At 44.2% G+C, this 20,496-nt stretch carries 14 protein-coding genes; 7 read left to right on the top strand and 7 right to left on the bottom strand.

The window, feature by feature from the left end:
- Window positions 1-137: 137 nt before the first annotated feature.
- Window positions 138-794 (top strand): 7-cyano-7-deazaguanine synthase QueC, encoded by a 657-nt coding sequence (queC, locus tag BMY63_RS03565; protein WP_091914733.1) that lies wholly within the window; start codon window positions 138-140, stop codon window positions 792-794.
- On the opposite strand, the gene radA is transcribed toward queC, so the two are convergent.
- Window positions 791-2,215 carry a DNA repair protein RadA gene (radA, locus tag BMY63_RS03560; RefSeq protein ID WP_091914731.1) on the bottom strand — a complete coding sequence of 475 codons (1,425 nt, stop codon included), beginning with the start codon at window positions 2,213-2,215 and terminating at the stop codon, window positions 791-793. The genes queC and radA overlap by 4 nt on opposite strands.
- A 127-nt stretch (window positions 2,216-2,342) precedes the next feature.
- On the opposite strand from radA, the gene BMY63_RS03555 reads away from it, so the two are divergent.
- The gene (locus BMY63_RS03555) at window positions 2,343-3,263 is read left to right on the top strand and encodes an ABC transporter substrate-binding protein (RefSeq protein WP_091914728.1); all 921 of its coding nucleotides are present in this window, start codon (window positions 2,343-2,345) and stop codon (window positions 3,261-3,263) included.
- Window positions 3,260-5,449: a tetratricopeptide repeat protein gene (locus BMY63_RS03550; protein ID WP_091914727.1), complete on the top strand. Its 2,190-nt coding sequence runs from the start codon at window positions 3,260-3,262 to the stop codon at window positions 5,447-5,449. Before BMY63_RS03555 ends, BMY63_RS03550 begins: the two co-directional genes overlap by 4 nt.
- Here the strand turns inward: BMY63_RS03550 and BMY63_RS03545 are convergent.
- The 6 genes from BMY63_RS03545 to BMY63_RS03520 form a co-directional block, all read right to left on the bottom strand.
- Window positions 5,409-6,575, bottom strand: a complete 1,167-nt coding sequence (locus BMY63_RS03545) for an acyltransferase family protein (protein WP_091899781.1) — start codon at window positions 6,573-6,575, stop codon at window positions 5,409-5,411. The two genes, BMY63_RS03550 and BMY63_RS03545, sit on opposite strands and share 41 nt — an antisense overlap.
- Before the next feature lie 3 nt (window positions 6,576-6,578).
- The gene (cls, locus tag BMY63_RS03540; protein WP_091899780.1) at window positions 6,579-7,817 is read right to left on the bottom strand and encodes a cardiolipin synthase; all 1,239 of its coding nucleotides are present in this window, start codon (window positions 7,815-7,817) and stop codon (window positions 6,579-6,581) included.
- A gap of 67 nt (window positions 7,818-7,884) precedes the next feature.
- Window positions 7,885-11,658, bottom strand: coding sequence for a two-component regulator propeller domain-containing protein (locus tag BMY63_RS03535; RefSeq protein ID WP_091899779.1), 3,774 nt, complete (start codon window positions 11,656-11,658; stop codon window positions 7,885-7,887).
- A 16-nt stretch (window positions 11,659-11,674) separates the two neighbouring features.
- Window positions 11,675-12,622: a KpsF/GutQ family sugar-phosphate isomerase gene (locus tag BMY63_RS03530; protein ID WP_091899778.1), complete on the bottom strand. Its 948-nt coding sequence runs from the start codon at window positions 12,620-12,622 to the stop codon at window positions 11,675-11,677.
- 21 nt (window positions 12,623-12,643) lie between these two features.
- A complete protein-coding gene (gene kdsA, locus BMY63_RS03525) occupies window positions 12,644-13,405 on the bottom strand; it encodes a 3-deoxy-8-phosphooctulonate synthase (protein WP_091899777.1) in 762 nt (253 codons plus the stop codon).
- A gap of 57 nt (window positions 13,406-13,462) precedes the next feature.
- Window positions 13,463-15,799 (bottom strand): mechanosensitive ion channel family protein, encoded by a 2,337-nt coding sequence (locus BMY63_RS03520; protein WP_091899776.1) that lies wholly within the window; start codon window positions 15,797-15,799, stop codon window positions 13,463-13,465.
- Between the two features lie 132 nt (window positions 15,800-15,931).
- Here BMY63_RS03520 and BMY63_RS03515 point away from each other — a divergent pair, with 132 nt between their 5' ends.
- From BMY63_RS03515 to BMY63_RS03500, 4 genes are all read left to right on the top strand, one after another.
- Window positions 15,932-16,798, top strand: coding sequence for a hypothetical protein (locus BMY63_RS03515; RefSeq protein ID WP_091899775.1), 867 nt, complete (start codon window positions 15,932-15,934; stop codon window positions 16,796-16,798).
- Between the two features lie 149 nt (window positions 16,799-16,947).
- Window positions 16,948-18,249, top strand: coding sequence for a glycoside hydrolase 5 family protein (locus tag BMY63_RS03510; protein WP_369807692.1), 1,302 nt, complete (start codon window positions 16,948-16,950; stop codon window positions 18,247-18,249).
- A 37-nt stretch (window positions 18,250-18,286) separates the two neighbouring features.
- Window positions 18,287-18,958 (top strand): hypothetical protein, encoded by a 672-nt coding sequence (locus tag BMY63_RS03505; RefSeq protein WP_091899774.1) that lies wholly within the window; start codon window positions 18,287-18,289, stop codon window positions 18,956-18,958.
- Window positions 18,959-19,139: 181 nt separating this feature from the next.
- Window positions 19,140-20,465 (top strand): acetylxylan esterase, encoded by a 1,326-nt coding sequence (locus BMY63_RS03500; protein ID WP_091899773.1) that lies wholly within the window; start codon window positions 19,140-19,142, stop codon window positions 20,463-20,465.
- Window positions 20,466-20,496: the final 31 nt, after the last annotated feature.

Raw genomic sequence — 20,496 nt, 5'->3', positions numbered from 1 at the left:
CGCGTGCAAATTTACGACATTTAATTGATAATTAACGATTGATAATGGATTATTTAAGTCTTTTTTGCGTACCTATAATAATAATGTAAGGCGGAGTTGACAAAAACTAAGAAAAAAGCCGTAACTTTGCGGCCGGAATGAAAAAAGACACGATTATCATACTGAGTGGTGGCATGGATTCTGTGACACTGCTCTACGATCAACAGGAGCGTATCGCCTTGGCTGTTTCGTTCGACTATGGGAGTAATCATAATGCCCGTGAGATACCCTTTGCCAAGCTGCATTGTGAGCGGTTGGGCATTAAGCATGTGGTGATTCCTCTTGACTTTATGGCGCACTATTTCAGAAGTTCGCTGTTGGAAGGTGCGGAGGCCATACCCGAAGGGCATTATGCAGATGAGAACATGCGTTCGACAGTTGTGCCCTTCCGCAATGGTATTATGCTTGCCATCGCTGTGGGTATGGCAGAAAGTAACGGACTTCGCTTTGTGATGATGGCCAATCATGGAGGAGATCATACAATCTATCCAGACTGTACGCCTCAGTTCGTGGCTGCCTTTGATGAGGCTTCTCGGGCTGGTACATTTGTAAATGTCGGACTGCTAACGCCATTTGTTAACTGGTCGAAAGGGGATATTGCCCGTAGGGGTAAGGAACTCGGCCTTGATTATGCGGAAACGTGGAGTTGCTATAAAGGTGGCGAGAAACATTGTGGTAAGTGTGGCACATGTGTTGAAAGAAAAGAGGCTTTGGCCGATGCCGGCATCGACGATCCGACCATATATGAAAGCTAGCCGAAGAGCAGGCGAAGGGCTTCCTCGACCTTGCGAACAGGGTGAAGGGTGATGTGATATTTTCTTGCGTCTACCCCCTGCATATTATACTTCGGAATAATCATATCGCTGAAGCCGAGTTTCTCGGCCTCGGCGATTCTTTGTTCGATACGGTTGACAGGACGGACCTCTCCTGAGAGGCCAACCTCGCCTGCCATACACCAGCCACTTTCGATGGGTGTATCAACATTCGAAGAAAGAACGGCAGCGATGACTGATAAATCGATGGCCAGATCGGTCACCCTGAGACCACCTGCGATGTTGATGAACACATCTTTCTGCATGAGTTTGAAACCCACACGTTTCTCGAGTACGGCCAAAAGCATGTTCAATCTTCGTTGATCAAAGCCTGTGGCAGAACGTTGGGGAGTACCGTAAGCTGCTGTGGAGACGAGGGCCTGTGTCTCTACTAAGAAAGGTCTAACACCTTCGATGGCTGAGGAAATGGCGATTCCTGATAATCCTTCGTGATCTTGTGTGAGCAGTAGCTCGGAAGGATTGCTGACTTGCCTTAGTCCGTTCTGCTGCATTTCATAGATGCCTAGTTCGGAAGTTGAGCCGAAACGGTTCTTCATAGAACGGAGGATACGGTACATGTAATGCTGGTCGCCTTCAAACTGAATAACGGTATCGACGATATGTTCCAGAATCTTTGGACCAGCCAGTGTGCCTTCCTTCGTGATGTGTCCGATCAGGATGACGGGTACACCACTTGACTTTGCAAAACGGAGTAAGGCAGAAGCACACTCACGCACCTGGGCGATGGATCCAGCTGAAGATTCCACATCTTCGGTCATGATGGTCTGGATGGAGTCTATAACGACAATCTCAGGTTGTTCTGCTTTGATATGATCGAATATATGCTCAAGGGAGTTTTCACAGAGAATGAGGAAGTTGTCAAGACCATTAGACAAATTGTCGGCAGATGTCCTGTTTGTCGTAAGACGATTGGCGCGCATCTTTAGTTGGTGTGCACTCTCTTCTCCGCTGACATAGAGAATTCGTTTATCAGGCATGCTGAGCATCGTTTGGAGGGATAGGGTGGACTTGCCGATGCCTGGTTCACCACCTAGAAGGATAATACTCCCAGGAACGAGTCCCCCACCGAGTACACGATTTAATTCTTCGTCATGCATGTCGATTCGAGGATCGTCATGATTGGAAATGTCCTTCAGACGAAGCACGTGGTTCCCTTGTGTATGGGACTGTACACCGCTTCGGAGCGAGGCTGCAGCAGAACGTGCAGCCTGCGTACCCGTATCATTGGCTATCCGGATTTCCTTGAACGTGTTCCATTGTCCGCATGATGGACATTTGCCTATCCACTTTTGCGACTCTTGGCCGCAGTTAGAGCATACGTATGCAATCTTGTCTTTTGCCATAGTATTGCAAAGATAGATATAAAAGTGAAGACAGAACCATAAAGATATGATGTTTTTCTCCTTTTTAACTTTTCTTTGTGTCTTTGTGTCTTTGTGTTCCATATAAATGTTGTATCTTTGCAAACTAATGAAGAGACTTGTTATAGGTATTTTGACAGTATTGATGCTCATAGGTTGTGGGCAGTCATATGAGGAGACAAAGCGTCTGTCACGACAGCAGCGTCTTCAGTTGGCGCGTGAGGACTCAGCTGCGTTGAAGATTGCTGTGATGCCTACACTTGACTGCCTGCCTGTTTTTGTCGCCAAAGAGTGTCATCTTTTTGATTCGGCTGTGGACATTCGTTTGAAGCGGTTTGCTGCTCAGATGGACTGCGACACAGCGCTTTTGCGAGGCAGGGTGGAGGGTGCTTTCACAGATTTGGTCAGAGCCGAGCGGATGATTAAAAGCGGGATGCCCTTGAGGTATGTTTTTTCCACAAATGCCTATTGGCTCTTGATTGGCAACAGACAGTCACGTGTGACCCAATTGAAACATCTTGATGATAAGATGCTTGCTATGACACGCTATTCTGCCACAGATATGTTGGGCGATCTGGCGGTCGATAGTGCCAGACTAAAGAGCGAGCGTGTTTTCCGTATACAGGTCAATGATGTGAATGTTCGTCTGAAGATGTTGGAGAATAATGTGATGGATGCCTTGTTGCTGACGGAGCCTCAGGCCACGCAGGCGTTGTTAGCTAAACATAAGGTATTGCTTGATACACGAAAACTTGACTTTCATCTTGGCGTTGTCGCCTTCCGCAAGGAGGGTATGGATCATCCGAAACGGAAACAGCAGATAGAAGCCTTCATGAAAGGCTATCGTGCAGCCTGTGATTCCATCAACCGAATGGGAATTGGTCATTATAGACAAATCGTAAAGAAATACTATGGTATTTCCAATCAAACCTTGAAAGCCCTTCCAGATACTTTGAAATATACATATGCTCTTCCTCGAGAGAAGGATGTTGAGAAAGTCAGGGAATGGCTTCATAAAAAACAGCTATGATACAGAATGAAGCGCTCAACTTGGTTCTAGACCGTTTGATAGAGAGAAATCTCGGTGAAGCAATACAGGCAATGGAGTCTTTTCTTTCCGTTCATCCTCATCAGGTGAACACTGATAGGCTTTTCGCCATTAAGACCGATTATCAGACGATGGTTGACTATTGGCGAAAGGGTTTCAAAGATCCACAGTTGAATTCCCTTTATGATAAACTGTTGCAACGGATGTATGTGCTCTATACAAATATAGCCATCAGCTATGCTATTGGTCATTCCTCATTCTTGTCATCAATCCATATGCGTGTGCATATATCAGCTAGAGATTGGTCTCCTCAGGTTATTAGGGAAGAATTGGAGTCGTTTGTGTCGGATGTTGCCATGCTAAGTCTGGAGACAGGTCGCATGTCACAAGATAGTCGTAGGGAGATATATGTACGGCATCAGCAGTTGATGGCGGGACTCTTTGATTTCATTCTGACATCCTCGGTGTGGTCTGACGGTTTTGCCGGAGCCATGGAGGGTATTCTTCTTTCACCGACTGTCGACACGAATGATCAGCAGTTGATTGTTAGTGTAATCATGCTTTCTCTCATAGAGCATTTTGATATGGCGAAATTCCGTCTGTTGGTGCATGTCTATCAGCAGACAACGGATGAGGCTGTCAGACAGCGTGCTCTTGTCGGATGGGTATTCGCCTTAAATGAAGAGATCGGACGGGAAATATACCCAGAGCAAATATTTTTGGTAAAGGAGTTGCTTAAGGATGAGAACTGTTGTCGGGAGTTGACGGAGTTGCAGGAACAGATGATCTACTGTATTAATGCTGAGAAAGACCATCAGACGATTCAGCAGGAGATCATGCCAGACCTGTTGAAACAACAGAAGATACAGGAGTCTATCGGTGGAGTTGATCATATTGATGATGAGGCTCTCCATGATATTCTTTACCCAGAAGAAGCCGAGCAGACCATTGAGAATATAGAAGCCAGTTTCCTAAAAATGCAGGAGATGAAACAACAAGGATCGGACATCTATTTCGGTGGATTCTCGCGAATGAAACGATTCCCCTTCTTCCAGGAGCTCTCAAACTGGTTTGTGCCGTTCTATATTGATCATCCGGATATTGCCTCTGCTGCAGAGAAAATGCAAGGACTTCGATTCCTACAAGATATGATGACGAAAGGCACGTTCTGTAACAGTGATAAGTATTCTTTTATGCTTGCATTTGAACAGGTGATGGGACAGATTCCACCACAGGTGCGTAAGATGATGGAGCGTGGCGAATTACCTTTAGATGATTTTGGTGAGGAAGACATTCATAGTTCTGCGTACATCCGTCGTATCTATTTGCAGGATCTTTATCGTTATTCCAGAATATATCCGAAACGTAGTGAGCTTACTGATGTTTTCGGTCAGGACAGTGGAGGGTATCTTTTCTTCGCTAATCGACTGTTCTCGAATACCCCATTAGAAGAACACTTTAGTGAAGTGGTTTCTTTCTTGATCAAGAAGAATAGAAACTACGATGCTTGTCGTTTGCTGAAGAATTATGGAGAGCTTCGCCGTGATTTCCGATATTATATGATGGCAGGCTATCTTGCCCAGAAAGGCTATGATGTGGTTGCAGGAAGTAAAGTAAAGAAGACTGATCCGGCGGAATATTATGCGAAAGCTCTGCTACAGAAACCAGACCACGAGCGTGCGCTTTTCGGGTATATGCGTGGGCTGATAGCATCGGAGCATTTTGTGGAAGCGTTGGATGTCTGCAATAGACTGTTAGAACTCCGATCAGATAAACGTATCTATCTATCCTTTAGGGCCTTGTGCCTTTTGCGACTTCAACGCTATGAAGAAGCTCAACAGCAGTATTTCCGTCTGAACTATGAGTATCCAGATGATCTAGAAGTTCGTAGGTCATTGGCATGGGCTCTGACATGTAATGGAAAGTATGATCAAGCTGATAAAATATATGATCAACTGATATCTACAGATGATTATAAGCATGTCGACTTGTTGAATTATGGCTATTGCTTATGGTTTGGGGGGCATGTAGACAAAGCTGTTGATTGTTTTCGTCGTTATTTGAAAGAGACAGAAAAAAGTTCGGATGCGATCCTTGAGGAGCGTCCGCTGATACTGGCCAAGGGTATCACAGAGGCAGAGATCCAGATGATGCTCTACTTGCTTTGATTTTCTCTCTTATGATCTCGCTAAGTTTAGTGAAAAAAAGAGGTATTCCAACACCGGCAATCGTGTAGAGAATCCAGAATAAATCTTGTTGTGAATAATCATGAATGACCATGTGACATCCAATTTGTTGGGTGTCTAGGTGGTAATACCATATTTTGATGAGACTAACTGTTTTATAGGCGACGATATGGAAGATGAAGATGTTGAGTGTATGGTCTCCGGTATACACTAGAAACCGTTTCAGCCATCCTTCATGCCTATCAAGCCAACGGCTGATATTATATGTCATAAGGAAACCGAGGATGGCGGGGATCGGAAGGGAAAGAAATTGAACGTAGGTAGATCTCCAGTTCATATTTGCTGTCAGGTGTTTTGAGAACATAAAGACGATGAGTGCAAACAGAAACGTAGAAAGAACGGACATGTAGTGTCTGTCCATAAACGTCCGATATCTGCTTACATATTGTCGGAAGATAAACCCGCAGCCGAAGAAGAAGCACCCCATCATGTCACGGTAGCCGCCTTGTACAAGTGTTACAATCTTCAAACCCTCGTATGTCTTCCATCCACAGAGAAATAGTAATACCAGACAAACAATATATGGAGTCAGGTCGGACATCTTAATTCTTCCGAACCAACGGGATAGTTTGGTGAGTCCTGCATCTGTCACCTTATATATAATAAGATAGAGAATGCTGGCAACAAATAATCCTCGGAAGAACCAGAAAGCGCCGCAGAGGAACTGATCGTAACCTCCCATGGATGAAATAATATGCCATAGATTTTGTTGCATCTGATGCCATGTATAGGGATGAGTGACACCCCCCATCTCATTGCCGAATTTCTCATTGAGGATACCAATGTCGAACATCCAGTTATGAATAATCAAGAAGAATACCGACCACTTGACGAAAGGCAAGTACAATCCTTTGATACGCTTCTTGATAAATTCCGCTTCATTATTTAAGTATTTCAATGAAAAGAAGAAACCGGCAGTGATGAAGAACAACGGCATGTGGAACTCAAAGATAAACTTACAGAGCGCTCCAGGGGCCTCGGCATGCGCAACGACCATAAGGATGATAGCGACGCCTTTACAGATGGATATGGTGGTATCGCGACTCATATGTTATAGAAATGGTGTTAGCATATGACCAAGCCATCCGCGGATTTTCTGCCATCTCGTGCGGCATTTCTGCCACTCATCTTCTGATAGATAGACACTTTTACCCGTGTCTTGTATGAACTTATCCTCAAGTTCACGGGTAATTGCTTTATCGATAATGAGAGCGTTTATCTCATAGTCGAAACGCAGACTACGTGCGTCAAGGTTGGTGCTTCCAACTGTGCAGAAGAGACCGTCAACCATCATAATTTTGGAGTGGTGAAAGCCAGGTTGGTAACGCCATATATGTGCGCCTTCCTTGATAAGCTTGTGAGCATTATATAAAACAATATCCGGTACGAGTGGAATATCATTTTTTGCGGAGATGAGAATATCTACCTTAACCCCTCGTTTAACTGTGCGCTTGAGTGCCTTCATAATCGATGGCGTAGGGACGAAATAAGGGTTGATAATCTTAACGGAGTCTTTTGCCTTATCCAGAGCGTCGATGTAAAAACGACGCATGATCTTGTTTGAGATGTGCGGCTCACGGTTGGCAATGCCCACCATCTTATCTCCTGCAGCCTTTCCTCGGAAATACTGCTCATCAGTAATATCCTCTTTGGTCACTTTCTTCCAAATGCGACAGAAAATGTCTTGTAATTCATTGACAGCTGGTCCCTCAATGCGACAGTGCATGTCACGCCATTCACCTACTTGTTCTGTACCCACGATGTAATAGTCGGCCACATTCATACCGCCTGTATAGGCAACCTCACCATCGATAACAACAATCTTCCGATGGTCGCGCGGCCATATGTGATTAAACCACGGGAAACGAATAGGGTCGAATTCGTAGATGTTGATGCTGTCTGCATGTAATTTGCGTAGGTGCTCTTTCCTTAACGGTTGGTTATTGGAATCGTTTCCGAAACCATCGAATAGGGCACGTACTTCCACTCCTTCCTTGCGTTTCTCTTTTAAGATGTCGAAGAGCAGATTTGCAATGGAGTCGTTGCGAAAATTGAAATACTCCAGATGGATGCTTTTCTTTGCCTGTCGTATGGCGGTGAACATATCATCGAACTTCTCTTTTCCAGACATCAGAAGATGTACGCTGTTATGATGTGTAAAGACAATACCTTGTTGGCGCATCTTCTCTACTATGAGGGAGTCGCTACTTTGTGCATTCGCTATGTTATAGGAAAAAAGAAGAACGATGAATGATAGACAAATCCTCTGTGTCAGCTTTTCTCCTCGCATTCTAAAAAAACAATTATCATTCATTTCCCTTCATTGACGGTGTTGTCTGTGACAGACCAGAACCGTATTATTTCCTATGCTTTAGTCTGTATTCGAGTGGTGTCATACCAAACTTCTCCTTGAAGATATTGATGAAGTTCTCGGCAGTCATGAAACCTATGTTCGAGGCTAATTCACTCATATTGATATTTGTACGTTTCAGCAATATACATGCATGCTTTAGACGCATATCACGCACCAATTCCGCAGGTGTCTTGCTAGTTAGGTTACGGACTCTGTGGAAGAAAGGTACACGTCCCATGCCCATAGCAGTAGCCATTTCCTCAAGGCTAATCTGACCACGGCTCATATTTTGCATCACATACTGCTCGATGTTCCTTAGCAGTTGCTGATCCATGGCATCCAGCATGGAGTAATCTGACAACGTCTGTTCCTCTCCATACTCCTGTTCCTCAGTGACTTGGGTGACTAATTGACTTTCTGTTCGTTTAATGATTTTGGTGTCAACCTTGTTCATAGGATCGTCAGCATCTGCTTCACCATCGTCTTGGGGAGAGTATTCCCCAATGCTATAACTTTCTGTCGCAGTAGTCATACTTGAGTTCCTATCTTCCAACATACGGGTCTCTGCTCCTTCAATCAGGTTGCTATTCATCTCTATGGGACCAAGACCAAGGAGTTTGTTCAGACGAATAGAAGCCTCCTGTAGATTAAAAGGCTTGGCTAGATAATCATCAGCAGAGAGGGTGATATTCTGAGAACGCATATCTTGCGGTGTGAGAACACCTTCTGTCATCAGTACGAATTTGATATTCTGGGTTTTCATGTCCATCTTCAACTGATTACAGAGATCGCTACCAGTCATTCCTTTCATGTCTTGTTTGCAGACAACGATGTCACAACGCATTTCATCTAAGTCGGTGGCTGCTTTCTCAATGTCATCGTATGCGTGGAAGTCGTAGACATACTGTAGACGTGCGGTGGCAAACTTCAGAAACTCTTCATTGTCGTCAATCATCACCACAGTGAACTTCATTGTTGGCGTGTCAAGGGCGGCACGTGATCTGCCGGCATCTGACGTGAGCGTCTGATTGATAATCTCGGGTAATTCGATCTCTCCTCTGCCGTTAAGTTCCAAACGGTCTTGAACAGTATTCTTGGCTCTCTCCTCAGGATTCTCAAGGTTGGTTTGCATATCACTTACGCGGGTGATGATTTGTAACATCTGGGAGTGAAGCGCATTCAACTGCTCTTTCTCCTCTAGCGATTTCTCTTTTTCTGAGAGGTTGCCGATAATAGAGGTCATTCGCGCCATCGGTTGTCGTAGATCCTCGCTAGCTGCCTTAATCTCCTCTCTCTGTAGGGTGAGTTCGCGGATTACTGCTTTTTTCCTGGCCTTGATGACTGCCAGTTGTTTGATGCCAATACGCCAGAAGTAGATAACGACTAGAGCAAGGATGATGTATGCAAGAATCATCCACCATGATAATAGCCAGTGTGGTTCGATAATTATTTCCAGTCTGCGTTCCTGGTTGCTGACGGCACCTTCTGCGCTGATGGCCTTTACATGGAGGATATATTTGCCACTTTTCAGGTTTTTGAAGGTAACGCCATGTGTTAAAGCGTTTCCATTGCGCCAGTCCTCATCTTTACCTTCCATCCAATACATGAACTGGAGACGCTCGCTCTGGTTGTAGTTTCCTGCAGCAAATTTTATCGTAAACGTGTTCTGGTTGTGCCCAAGAACAAGTTTATTGGTCTCGTTAAGTGCCTGGGGCAAGACAATCCTTTCATTGTATTCGTGACCAGTAAGGATCTCTTCTTCACCGATGAATAATTGTGTCAGCATGACGCGTGGAAGGGCATCGTTATCATCAGATGTTTTCTGAAGCACCCAGTTTACACCATAGAGACCGCCCAGAAGCACATTGCCATCTTGTCTCGTAAGTATAGATCCCGGATTGAACTCGTTGCTTTGCAGACCATCTGCCGTAGTATAATTATATAGGCCGTAGTTATTCGAACCATCTTCATGGTTACGTTGTACGACGATACGGCTGACACCGCTGCTTGTCGTTACCCATATACTATGGTTCTTATCTTCTGCGATACCACAGATGTTATTGTTACATAACCCTTGCTTTTCAGTCAGGTAGTTCAGAGTATCATTCTCCAGATTCAATATATTCAGACCTTCGCGAGTGCCAATCCAAATCAGTCCACGTGAGTCTTGGAGTACTTGTGTGATAAAATTGTTTGTAAACGATTTTGTGTTTGTTGTATTTCCTGTAAGGACTGTCTTATCGGTTGTGGAGAGGTTCAAAATAACCAATCCTTCAGATGTGCCTATATAAAGATCGTTAGATTTTCCATGATGGTTGTAGTACAAACTCGTGATGTTATTCGTGTTGAGTTTACCGTTCTCCCGAGTATATGAGGAGAAAGTGTTCATCCGAGGATTATATACCTGAAGACCGCCGTTAGTGGCAATCCATAGGTTGCCAATTTTGTCTGTGCAAAGTGCATTGATATGATCATCAATCAACGTGGAGGTACTGTCTTTTGCCAGAGAATAGATAGTGGACGTTCCATTCTTGATTCGAGTCAGACCATTACGTTTCGAACCCACCCATAGACTTCCGTCTGGAGTCGTTGCCATAGTGGCCACCTTTTTGCTGGCCATTACACCCTCATAACCTATAACGCCTTTGTCGCTTGTTCCATACCAGATGGTTCCATTCGCATCTTGTGCAATGGCTGTGATATCACCGTTCAGGTTTGATCCAAATCGGTAGATGTAGTTGCCAGAGTATGCCACACCTGATTTTTCTGTACCGACCCATATTAGGTCCGTATCATCTACATATACACTCTGGATGCTAATCTTCTCCTTGATCCACTGACTGTCATTAATGTTCCGTGGTTGTACCGCTTCCACAACGTGGGTATGAACATTCATTTTAAGCAGTCCGAGTTGATCGGAGCCAATCCAGATGTTTCCGTTACGATCACCGGCCATACCATTGATATTACGATCTACTCCGACTCCGGTCAGTCCTAACTGGTCACCGATAGAGGTGTCCCATGAATCTGTACCCTTATTGTACATCGCCAAAGTGCCTTGTCCGTAAAGCCATATATTATCCATTTGGTCGGCATATGCCCTCAGCGACTTGTTTTTACGTCGTTTGAGTGATGCAAGCCCTTGAGTGGCCCAGACAGTATGTTGTTGATGCATGACATCGCAGCATACCATGCGTCCATCATCGTAGACAATAATCGCTCCGTCGCGGCATTCGCTAATAGAGCAGATGACACCTTGCGGAACACCATGAGCATCGTCGGTATAGCCAAACTCATAAAGAAGTTGTTGTTGTTGGTTATAGCATACAACACCTTTGTTGGGGATGGCTCCCCATAGGTTCTTGTGTCGGTCGATAAAGACAACGCTAGGGATAGTTTCAATACCCATTCTTGCGAAAGACTGTTTCATGTCACGCTCAAAGCTTTCGGTTTGCGGGTGATAGATACAATAGCCAGAAGAAGTTTCTACTAATAGGTTCCCGTCGAGAGTTTCTTGAATGGAATTAATATAACTATCGTTAAGCGAAGAGCCGTCCTGTGAGTCGCTTTGAAAGTTCTTGAACGTATAACCGTCGAAACGATATAAGCCTGCCGGCGTTCCGAACCAGACATAGCCTCGTGAATCTTTCAATATGCAGTTTACTTGACTAGAAGTCAGACCGTCATGTGCGTCTAGCGTTTTGAACAGATGGTCGGCTATAACTGCCAAGGGCAGGAAAAGTAAAAGGATTAATAATATTTTCTTGGTTGTTTTCATAAGGCTCGTTTTCGTGTTATATCATACAAGAGTAGTGGTCGACGACTCCAAGCAAATGTTCGTCGTTGTCGGTGACCAGTACAGAGTGTACTTTATATTTGTTCATGATTTGCTGTATCTCTGTAATCTTTGTGTCAGGTCTGACTGTCTTTGGCGTGCGTGTCATAATGTCCTCAACGGTACGGCCAAAGAATTCTGCCTGCCATTTCTCCATTGCACGACGGATATCACCATCGGTAATCAGACCAACGATCTTGCCGTTTACCTCAGCGATTCCAAGTCCAAGTTTCCCCTTGCTGACCAGAATGATAGCCTCTCCGAGATGCATCTCGGGAGGAAGTATGGGCATGTCGTCTGAACGCATCACGTCTTGCGCAGTTGTCAAAAGTCGTTTCCCCAGTTCTCCTCCGGGATGGAATTGGGCGAAGTCATGCGGTTGGAAGTTTCTTTTTTCAATCAAGGCTACAGCAAGCGCATCACCCATGGCCATCTCTGCCATAGTAGAACTTGTAGGCGCAAGGTTAAGAGGGCATGCTTCCTTTTCCACGCGGACGTTCAGATGACAGGTGGAGTATTTGGCTAATAACGATTCGGAATTTCCACTCATGCCGATGATCGGGATATGCATGTGTAAAACCATCGGAATGAAACGCAGCAACTCATCAGTCTGTCCGGAGTTTGATATGGCTAGAACTACGTCTTCGGGTGTCATAACACCTAAATCACCGTGAAATACATCTAATGGATTAATGAAGAATGAAGGAGTACCGGTACTTGATAGGGTAGCAGCAATCTTAGCTCCGATATGGCCACTTTTGCCGACACCTGTTACGATTACCTTGCCTTTGCATTCGTACATTAGCTGTACAGCCATGTCAAAACTGTCACTGAGTTGCTCAATCAGTCCTGTTACGGCTGCTGCCTCATCCTTAAAACACTGTATCGCGTACTCTCTAGTTGTCATCTTCTTCGTCTTCCCTTTTTGTTACTCTACAATCTTTGTAATCAAATCCTCTAGTTTGTCCAATTCCAACATGTTAGCAGCATCACTTAATCCTTCGTCAGGAGAGGGATGTACCTCAAAGAACCATCCGGTCGCCCCAAAAGCCTTTGCTGCTAACGCCATCTGTGGCACAAATCTGCGGTCGCCACCAGTCTTTCCGTTGCTCCCTCCTGGCCGCTGTACGCTATGGGTACAATCCATAATGACAGTTGGTACAATCTCTAACATATCGGGTATATTACGGAAATCCACCACAAGGTTATTGTAGCCCATCATGTTACCACGTTCTGTTAACCATACCTCTTGAGCTCCAGCGTCTTGTGCTTTTTCTACGGGGTATCGCATGTCCTTTCCACTAAGAAACTGTGCCTTCTTGATGTTGACCGTTTTCCCAGTTTTTGCAGCGGCCACAAGCAGATCAGTTTGCCGGCAAAGAAAAGCTGGTATCTGTATGACATCGCAAACCTCGCCTGCAAGTTTGGCTTGCCAACTCTCGTGAATATCGGTGAGAATCTTTAGGCCATATCTTGATTTGATATCAGCCAACATCTGCAGCCCACGCTCTATGCCGGGGCCCCGGAAAGAATGAATAGAGGTTCGATTGGCCTTGTCAAAGGAGGCTTTAAATATGATGTCAGTGCCCAATTTGGCATTGATATCCTGAAGCTTGCGCGCCACAGTGCTCAGTAGCTCAGCCGACTCGATGACGCATGGTCCTGCAATAATCGTTCTCTGATTACTCATAATGATGATGCAAAAATAAGTATTTTATCTAAATCTACCAAACAAATTGACTGTTTTTTAATCTTTTACCAGATGGATGTCACGTTGTGGGAACGGGATGCTGATGCTGTTTTTGTTCAATGTCTCGTAGACACATTTCAGTACATCACTCATCACGTGTGTTTTTTTCGTAGCCTCGGCCCAGACTAAAAGTTTGAAGTTGATGCTCGAATCGGCCATCTCTGATACAACTGCTTTTGTTTCCTTAGAGGCATCCATCCAAGGGTGATTCATCGTATTGACGGCATCCTCGACCAATTGAGTCACTTCCTTTAGGTTTGAACCATATGCGACACCGAAAGGAATGACTGCAAGTACATACCCATGGTTACGAGTCAGGTTCTTGTAGTTCTTCGCAAACAGTTGGGAATTCTGAAAGGTGATAACCTCTCCGGATCGTGCTTCCACGACAGTTGAGGTATAGCTGATAGAACTAACTTTCCCCATAGTTCCATCGACCTCAATCCAATCACCTACTTTGATACGACCTGCCATGAGTGAGGCGCCGTAATAGATGTTTTCGATGATATCCTTGGATGCGAAACCTATACCGGTTGATAGACCTCCAGAAATAGCGAGTAGCCATGCGACACTAATATGCAGGACGGAGAGTGAAATCATCAACCATATTCCCCATACGAGTACTTGAATCACATTTCTTCCCATTACTTCTTTCGAGGCAGCTGTTGACGGGTCATCTGTTTCATAATGGATACGTAATAAGGCGAGGATGGTGTGGGCAATGTAACGGAAGAGAAACCACAACGTGATGACCATCGAGAGTTTTAGGATGCTCACTTGCAAATTCGTCATGTCTATAAAACTGTATTTGAAGATCTGCCAGCAGAGCTCACTCAGATTGAACACCTTCGCTGCCCAGTAGATACTTAACATAATAGAATTCACGCTCAAAGCAGGCATTACTACCTTTTCGACAAATAGATAGGCCCATGTCTGTGTGATGGGTTTCTTGTCATATCCTTTGCGTTTTGCAAAGATTTCAATGTATTGGCTGACACAGGTAATAGTTAGGATACAGGTTAACTGCATGATCCACCATATCAGTAATTGTACAGCCAGTAATGTATATCCGGCCCAGGAGCAACATACAGATGCAATGAAGACAACGAGGGAGATATAAGTATAGAAAATGTCCGACTTGGGAATGTTTTGATTGTGTTTTCTGATGACTAGCCATTGCCAGACTGCACACGCGAGCAATATTGGAGGTAATGCAATGTTTACTAACTCGTTGGGAATAAGAATGATGCGGCATCCGATAACGATAAACCCTACAGCGATTAAAGGCGCATAGATACGAAAGGCGCTACCTATCTGTTCACCTTTTACACGGAGTAGCAATGAGATAAGAATTACACCAAGCAGCCATGCGTATTCCACCAATAGGTTTGATGCCATAAGAATGAAGTTTTGAGTGGAGTTGCTCATTAGTAATCCTTGTATCACCGCGAAGGTGATGGTGGTGGTAGCCATGATGATGGCGGCCTGCTTCTTCTTAAACTCCTCAGTCTTAAACCGCTTTGGTAAGAGAAAACGGAAAAAGAGCTGGTTGAGGACTATGGCAACGATGACATAAAAAGCTATGGCGATAAATAGTCCGAATATCCACCGTGAACTCCATTGAGAATTGTCATCGTTATTGATTGTATATTTCTTTTTGACAGTTTCTGTCATAGAACTCCAGCGCCGTCCGAGGTTGTTTAATAGCGTGGGATAGCTATCGCTACCATTGATGAAGATGCTCCGCTGAATATCTGTGTAACGGTTTCTGGCATAATCATTCAGTTCGCTGAGGCGCCGCTCTGTCTGTTTGTAGAAGTGGATGTTGCGCTTTAGTTGTTGCTCGCCATCAGCTAGCATCGAACGGATGTTTTTGGCTAGAACTAGACATGAATCACGCCGCTTAGAGCCGTAGGCAGTTGTCATCATCTCTGGCATCGCCTCCAAACGTTTCACAAGACTATCGTATCGCGCAAGTTCTGCTCCGCTTTTCTCTAAGAAGGAAGTGAAGGGAATCTGGTTTTTGTGAAAGTCCTGATACTGTTTTGTGGCTTCGTGACAAGCGTATGTCATGTCGAATACGTTATCCTGTTGCTGTGAATAGAGCATTAGCGCATTCTGGTCTGCTTGTTTCATCGTTAACAGCAACTGGGTGATAAGCTGCTTGGCACGTACCTTTCGTACAGCACTCCGAGCGGTCAGCTCGTCGTTGTATTGTTCCAGTTCTTTCTGTAAGATTGATAGCGTCTGTTCGAGATCTTTCTCTTTCAGAACGGCATGGGTCTCTATACCGATAGACAATAGAAGTAGTAATATGGCTAAGAAACGTTTCATTTGATTAAAATGTTGTTTAGTTATGCAAAGATACGAAAAAAACTTCTTAATTCTGAAAAATAAGATTATTTATGGGGGAATTTAATGTATTTTTGATTACTTTTGCATCATAATCCTTATAATAGATTGAAAATGATACTGATTGCAGACAGTGGAAGTACAAAGACGGACTGGGCATTCGTACCTTCGGATGCGGACAGCCTTGAGATGTCATATCGCGTCTTTAGTACGCAAGGCATTAATCCATTTCATCAATCACAGGATGAGATATCTTCTATTCTTCAGGAAGAGTTGGTTCCTCAACTTCCTGAAGGAAAGGAAACCGTGACGAGCGTAAAATTTTATGGTAGTGGTGTGAGACCAGAATTTGAGATGCCGATGGTGCGACTTCTTCGTCAGTCGTTTTTATGTGCAGAGGATATTGAGGCACATAGTGATTTGTTGGGTACTGCTCGTAGCTTGTGTGGATGTAATGAGGGGATTGCGTGTATTTTGGGAACGGGTGCGAATTCCTGTTTGTATGATGGAAAGATTATTGTTAAGAACACTTCGGCTCTTGGTTATATCCTTGGCGACGAGGGAAGTGGCGCTGTGATTGGAAAGCATTTTTTGCATGCACTTTATATGGGCCTGTTGTCAGAAGAAATTAAGTCCCAATTTGAAAAACAGACAGGACTATCTTTGGCCTCGATTATTGATCGTGTCTATCGCCAACCTATGGCGAATCGTTTCTTGGCCAGTCTTTCAACGTTTATTTATGATCATCTTGATAATCCCGACATACGTTCACTTGTCGTTACGAGTTTTACTGACTTCTTCCGTTATCATATCTCACCATATAATCGTCATGATTTGCCTGTTTCATTTATTGGTTCAATTGCATGGTACTATCAGAAGGAATTATGCGAGGCGGCAGCCAGTCAGGGTTTCGTCGTAGGACAAATTCAAAAGAGTCCGATGGCCGGCTTATTGCGTTACCATAGGAAAACTCTTTCATGAAATGCCATCTGCTCGTTTTTCTAATGTGGTTTATAATACTCTTTGAGCGATTTCTGACACTCAATGCTCATTTGTCGTAAGTTTTATTATAATTATTTGGTTTTCTGAAGAAAAATGTGTATCTTTGCCATTGAATTAACCAGCCAATAATGATGAAACTGAAACTGTTCGTTACAATACTCTTTTTTATGGCGTTTGTGGCCTGTCGTGGACAACAGGGAGAACGTAGTGATTTCGTACGTGTGGCGAATGGACATTTTGTGAAGAACGGAAAACCCTATTATTACGTGGGTACTAATTTCTGGTACGGGGCAATTCTTGGCTCCGAGGGGCAAGGCGGAGATCGCGTGCGGCTCTGTCGGGAACTCGACTTTATGAAGTCTGTGGGAGTCGATAATCTTCGTATTCTTGTTGGAAGCGATGGGGAACGTGGGGTAACAACGAAGGTAGAGCCGACACTACAGGTGAAGCCTGGGGAATATAATGATACGATCCTTGCAGGTCTCGACTTCCTATTGCAAGAAATGGCTAAACGTGATATGGTGGCGGTTCTTTATTTGAATAACTCATGGGAGTGGAGTGGTGGTTATAGTTTCTATTTGGAACACGCGGGCGAAGGGCGGCAGCCACGCCCCAATGAAGATGGCTATCCTGTTTTTATGAATGCGATGACAAAATATGCAACCAACCAGAAAGCGCACGAATTGTTTTATGATTATGTGCGTTTTATCCTTGGTCGGACGAATCGCTATACAGGAGTGGCTTATAAGAATGATCCAGCCATTATGTCGTGGCAGATTGGTAATGAGCCGCGTGCTTTTTCTAGGGAGGCGTTGCCTGCTTTCGAGAAGTGGCTTGCCGAGGCTTCTTCTCTCATCCGTTCGCTTGATTCAAACCATCTGATTTCTATCGGTAGCGAGGGCGCGTGGGGCTGTGAAGGCGATTTCGATTGTTGGGAACGTATAAGTTCGGATGCCAATATTGACTATTGTAATATTCATCTGTGGCCTTACAATTGGGGCTGGGCGAAGGCTGATTCTTTAATTGAGAACTTGCCAAGGGCAAAAGAGTACACCCAGAAGTATATTGAACGTCATTTGGAGATATGTGCACGAATAGGGAAGCCTTTGGTGATGGAAGAATTTGGTTATCCACGTGATGATTTTCAATTCGCGTTGGGCACACCTACTAAAGGGCGTGATGGATTCTATGAGTACGTATTCTCACTGGTGGCTGATAATGCAGAAAAAGGTGGCTATTTCGCAGGCTGCAATTTCTGGGGGTGGGGTGGATTTGCTAAGCCCCAGCATTATGAACAGTGGCAGGTTGGTGATGACTATACGGGAGATCCTGCGCAGGAGGCTCAGGGACTGAATTCTGTTTTCACAGGTGATACTTCTACGTTGTCGGTTATTAAGTCACAAGCAGATAGGATGAAAAAGATAGAATAGTTATCAACTATAATTGTATTACATAAAGCAACTGCGTATGAAAAAATTATTTACCCTGATCGTTGTTGTGTGTCTTGCGACATATGCAAATGCACAGGAATGGGCTGAACAAGCTAAAGTGGAAGATACTCCGTTTGGTCTGATATCAGATCAGAATGTGAAGAAGAAAGCCACTCGTTCATTTGATGGGATTATATCTGCGGTTCTATGGGAAGGAGAATGCGTGTTTAATAATTCCCCGAATGAGGTTGGTATATGCATTGATGCAGAGGAATTCTCTCATGTTGCGGTTGGTGATGCTTTGGAGCTTGTATATTCTACATCATCTGTCGACATGGAGAATTGTTGTCAGATCAAGATGGTCAGTGCTAGTGTGGATGATGCCTTGGAAGGCAATGCTTCTGAGTTGAATGACAGAGGGTATGTCGTTGTTGAGGAGGGTTCGACGTTGTATGATATCATATTAACAGAGACCGATGTTGCCAATTTGAAGAAGAATGGATTGCGTGTAAGTGCCGACAATCTCGTGGTATCTCAAATCAATCTGATTAAATTGACTTCTTCTATTAAGGTTGCAGCCTCGGAATTTATACCGGCGAAAAAGAAAAAGAAGAAAACAAGTGTCAGTTATAATATGTCGGGTCAAGTGGTCGACGAAAATTATAAGGGTATAGTTATCCAGGATGGTGTAAAAATGGTAGTAAAATGAAATCCTTTAGTTCTTTGAGGTAGTTGAATACTATAGGCAAAAGACGAAGAAAACCGACTCTCTTTGTCTTTTGCCTTTTTAGTAAAAAAGTACTATAAATAGATAATATATTATTCTGCGTTTCGCTGTTTTTTGCGTAACTTTGCACCCGACAATTTGAAAGCTCAAAACTGTACATATAATGAAAAGACTGCTTGCTATTTTTCTTTGTTTAGCGACGTTGGGGAATCTGTATGCTCAGATTCGTGGTAATAATATTGTTGTGACTGTGCAACCAGACCATAGGGACTGGACTTATCAAACTAATGAGAAGGCAACATTTGTGATTAATGTGCTCAAATCTGGAACGTTACTTGATAATGTGAGTGTCGATTATGCTACCGGACCAGAGATGTATCAGAATGTCAAGAAGAACGTTGTCTTGAAAAATGGAACATTGAAGTTGACCGGCTCCATGAAGCAGCCTGGCTTTTTCCGTGTTGACGTGGTGGCTCATGTCAATGGCAAGAATTATAAAGGAGCCTGTAGCGTAGCCTTCTCACCAGAAAAACTGCAGCCGTCGACAGTCTTCCCACGCGATTTCTGCGATTTCTGGGAGAGTGCCATCCGTGAAGCACGTAAGACAGACCTGAATCCAACGAAACGGCTATTACCAGAGCGTTGCACAAAGGATGTGAACGTATATGAAGTTTCCTTCAATAATGAACGATGGGGGGTGCGTACCTATGGTATTTTATGTGTGCCCGTTAAAGAAGGCCGTTATCCTGCGTTGCTTAGAGTTCCTGGAGCAGGCGTGCGACCATATGCAGGCGATATTTATACGGCCTCTCAGGGAGCTATTACGCTCGAAATCGGTATACATGGCATCCCGGTAACAATGGAACAAGGAGTTTACGATGATTTGGGAAACGGTGCTCTTCAGGGGTACTGCGAGTATAATATGGAATCGCGTGAAAAACATTACTATCATCGTGTGATTATCGGTTGTATTCGTGCTCTTGATTACATTGCCGAATATACGCCGTGGAATGGACAGGAGCTGGGTGTGACAGGCTCCTCTCAGGGAGGTTTCCTGACATTGGCAACTGCCGGATTGGATCGACGTGTGACCTTTTATGCCCCTGTGCATGCGGCTCTCTGTGATCATACTAATTCGTTGCGTGGTATCGCATGCGGTTGGCCTCATTACTTTTATGGGAAACCCAATATTAAAGGATATCGATTACCCAATGAGCGTGACATAAGAACTACGCTTGACGACCAGATAGAGACCTCACGTTATTATGATGGTGTCAATTTTGCCCGTTTGATTACTGACAAACAGAAAGGATGGTTCTCTTTTGGTTATAATGATGACGTTGTGCCGCCTACAACGGCATGGGCCACTTATAACACAGTAAAAGGGCCCAAAGAAATCTCACCATATCAGGCCACATGGCATTTCTGGTATCAGGAACAATGGGATGAGTGGGAAGAGTGGCTATTGAAACAGATGAAGTTAAGATAGTATGTATATTCGTGGATTTATGAAGTAAGAA

It is taken from the genome of Prevotella aff. ruminicola Tc2-24, assembly GCF_900110895.1.
In the GTDB taxonomy this organism is placed as follows: domain Bacteria; phylum Bacteroidota; class Bacteroidia; order Bacteroidales; family Bacteroidaceae; genus Prevotella.
This window is presented reverse-complemented; position numbering and strand designations above follow the sequence as displayed.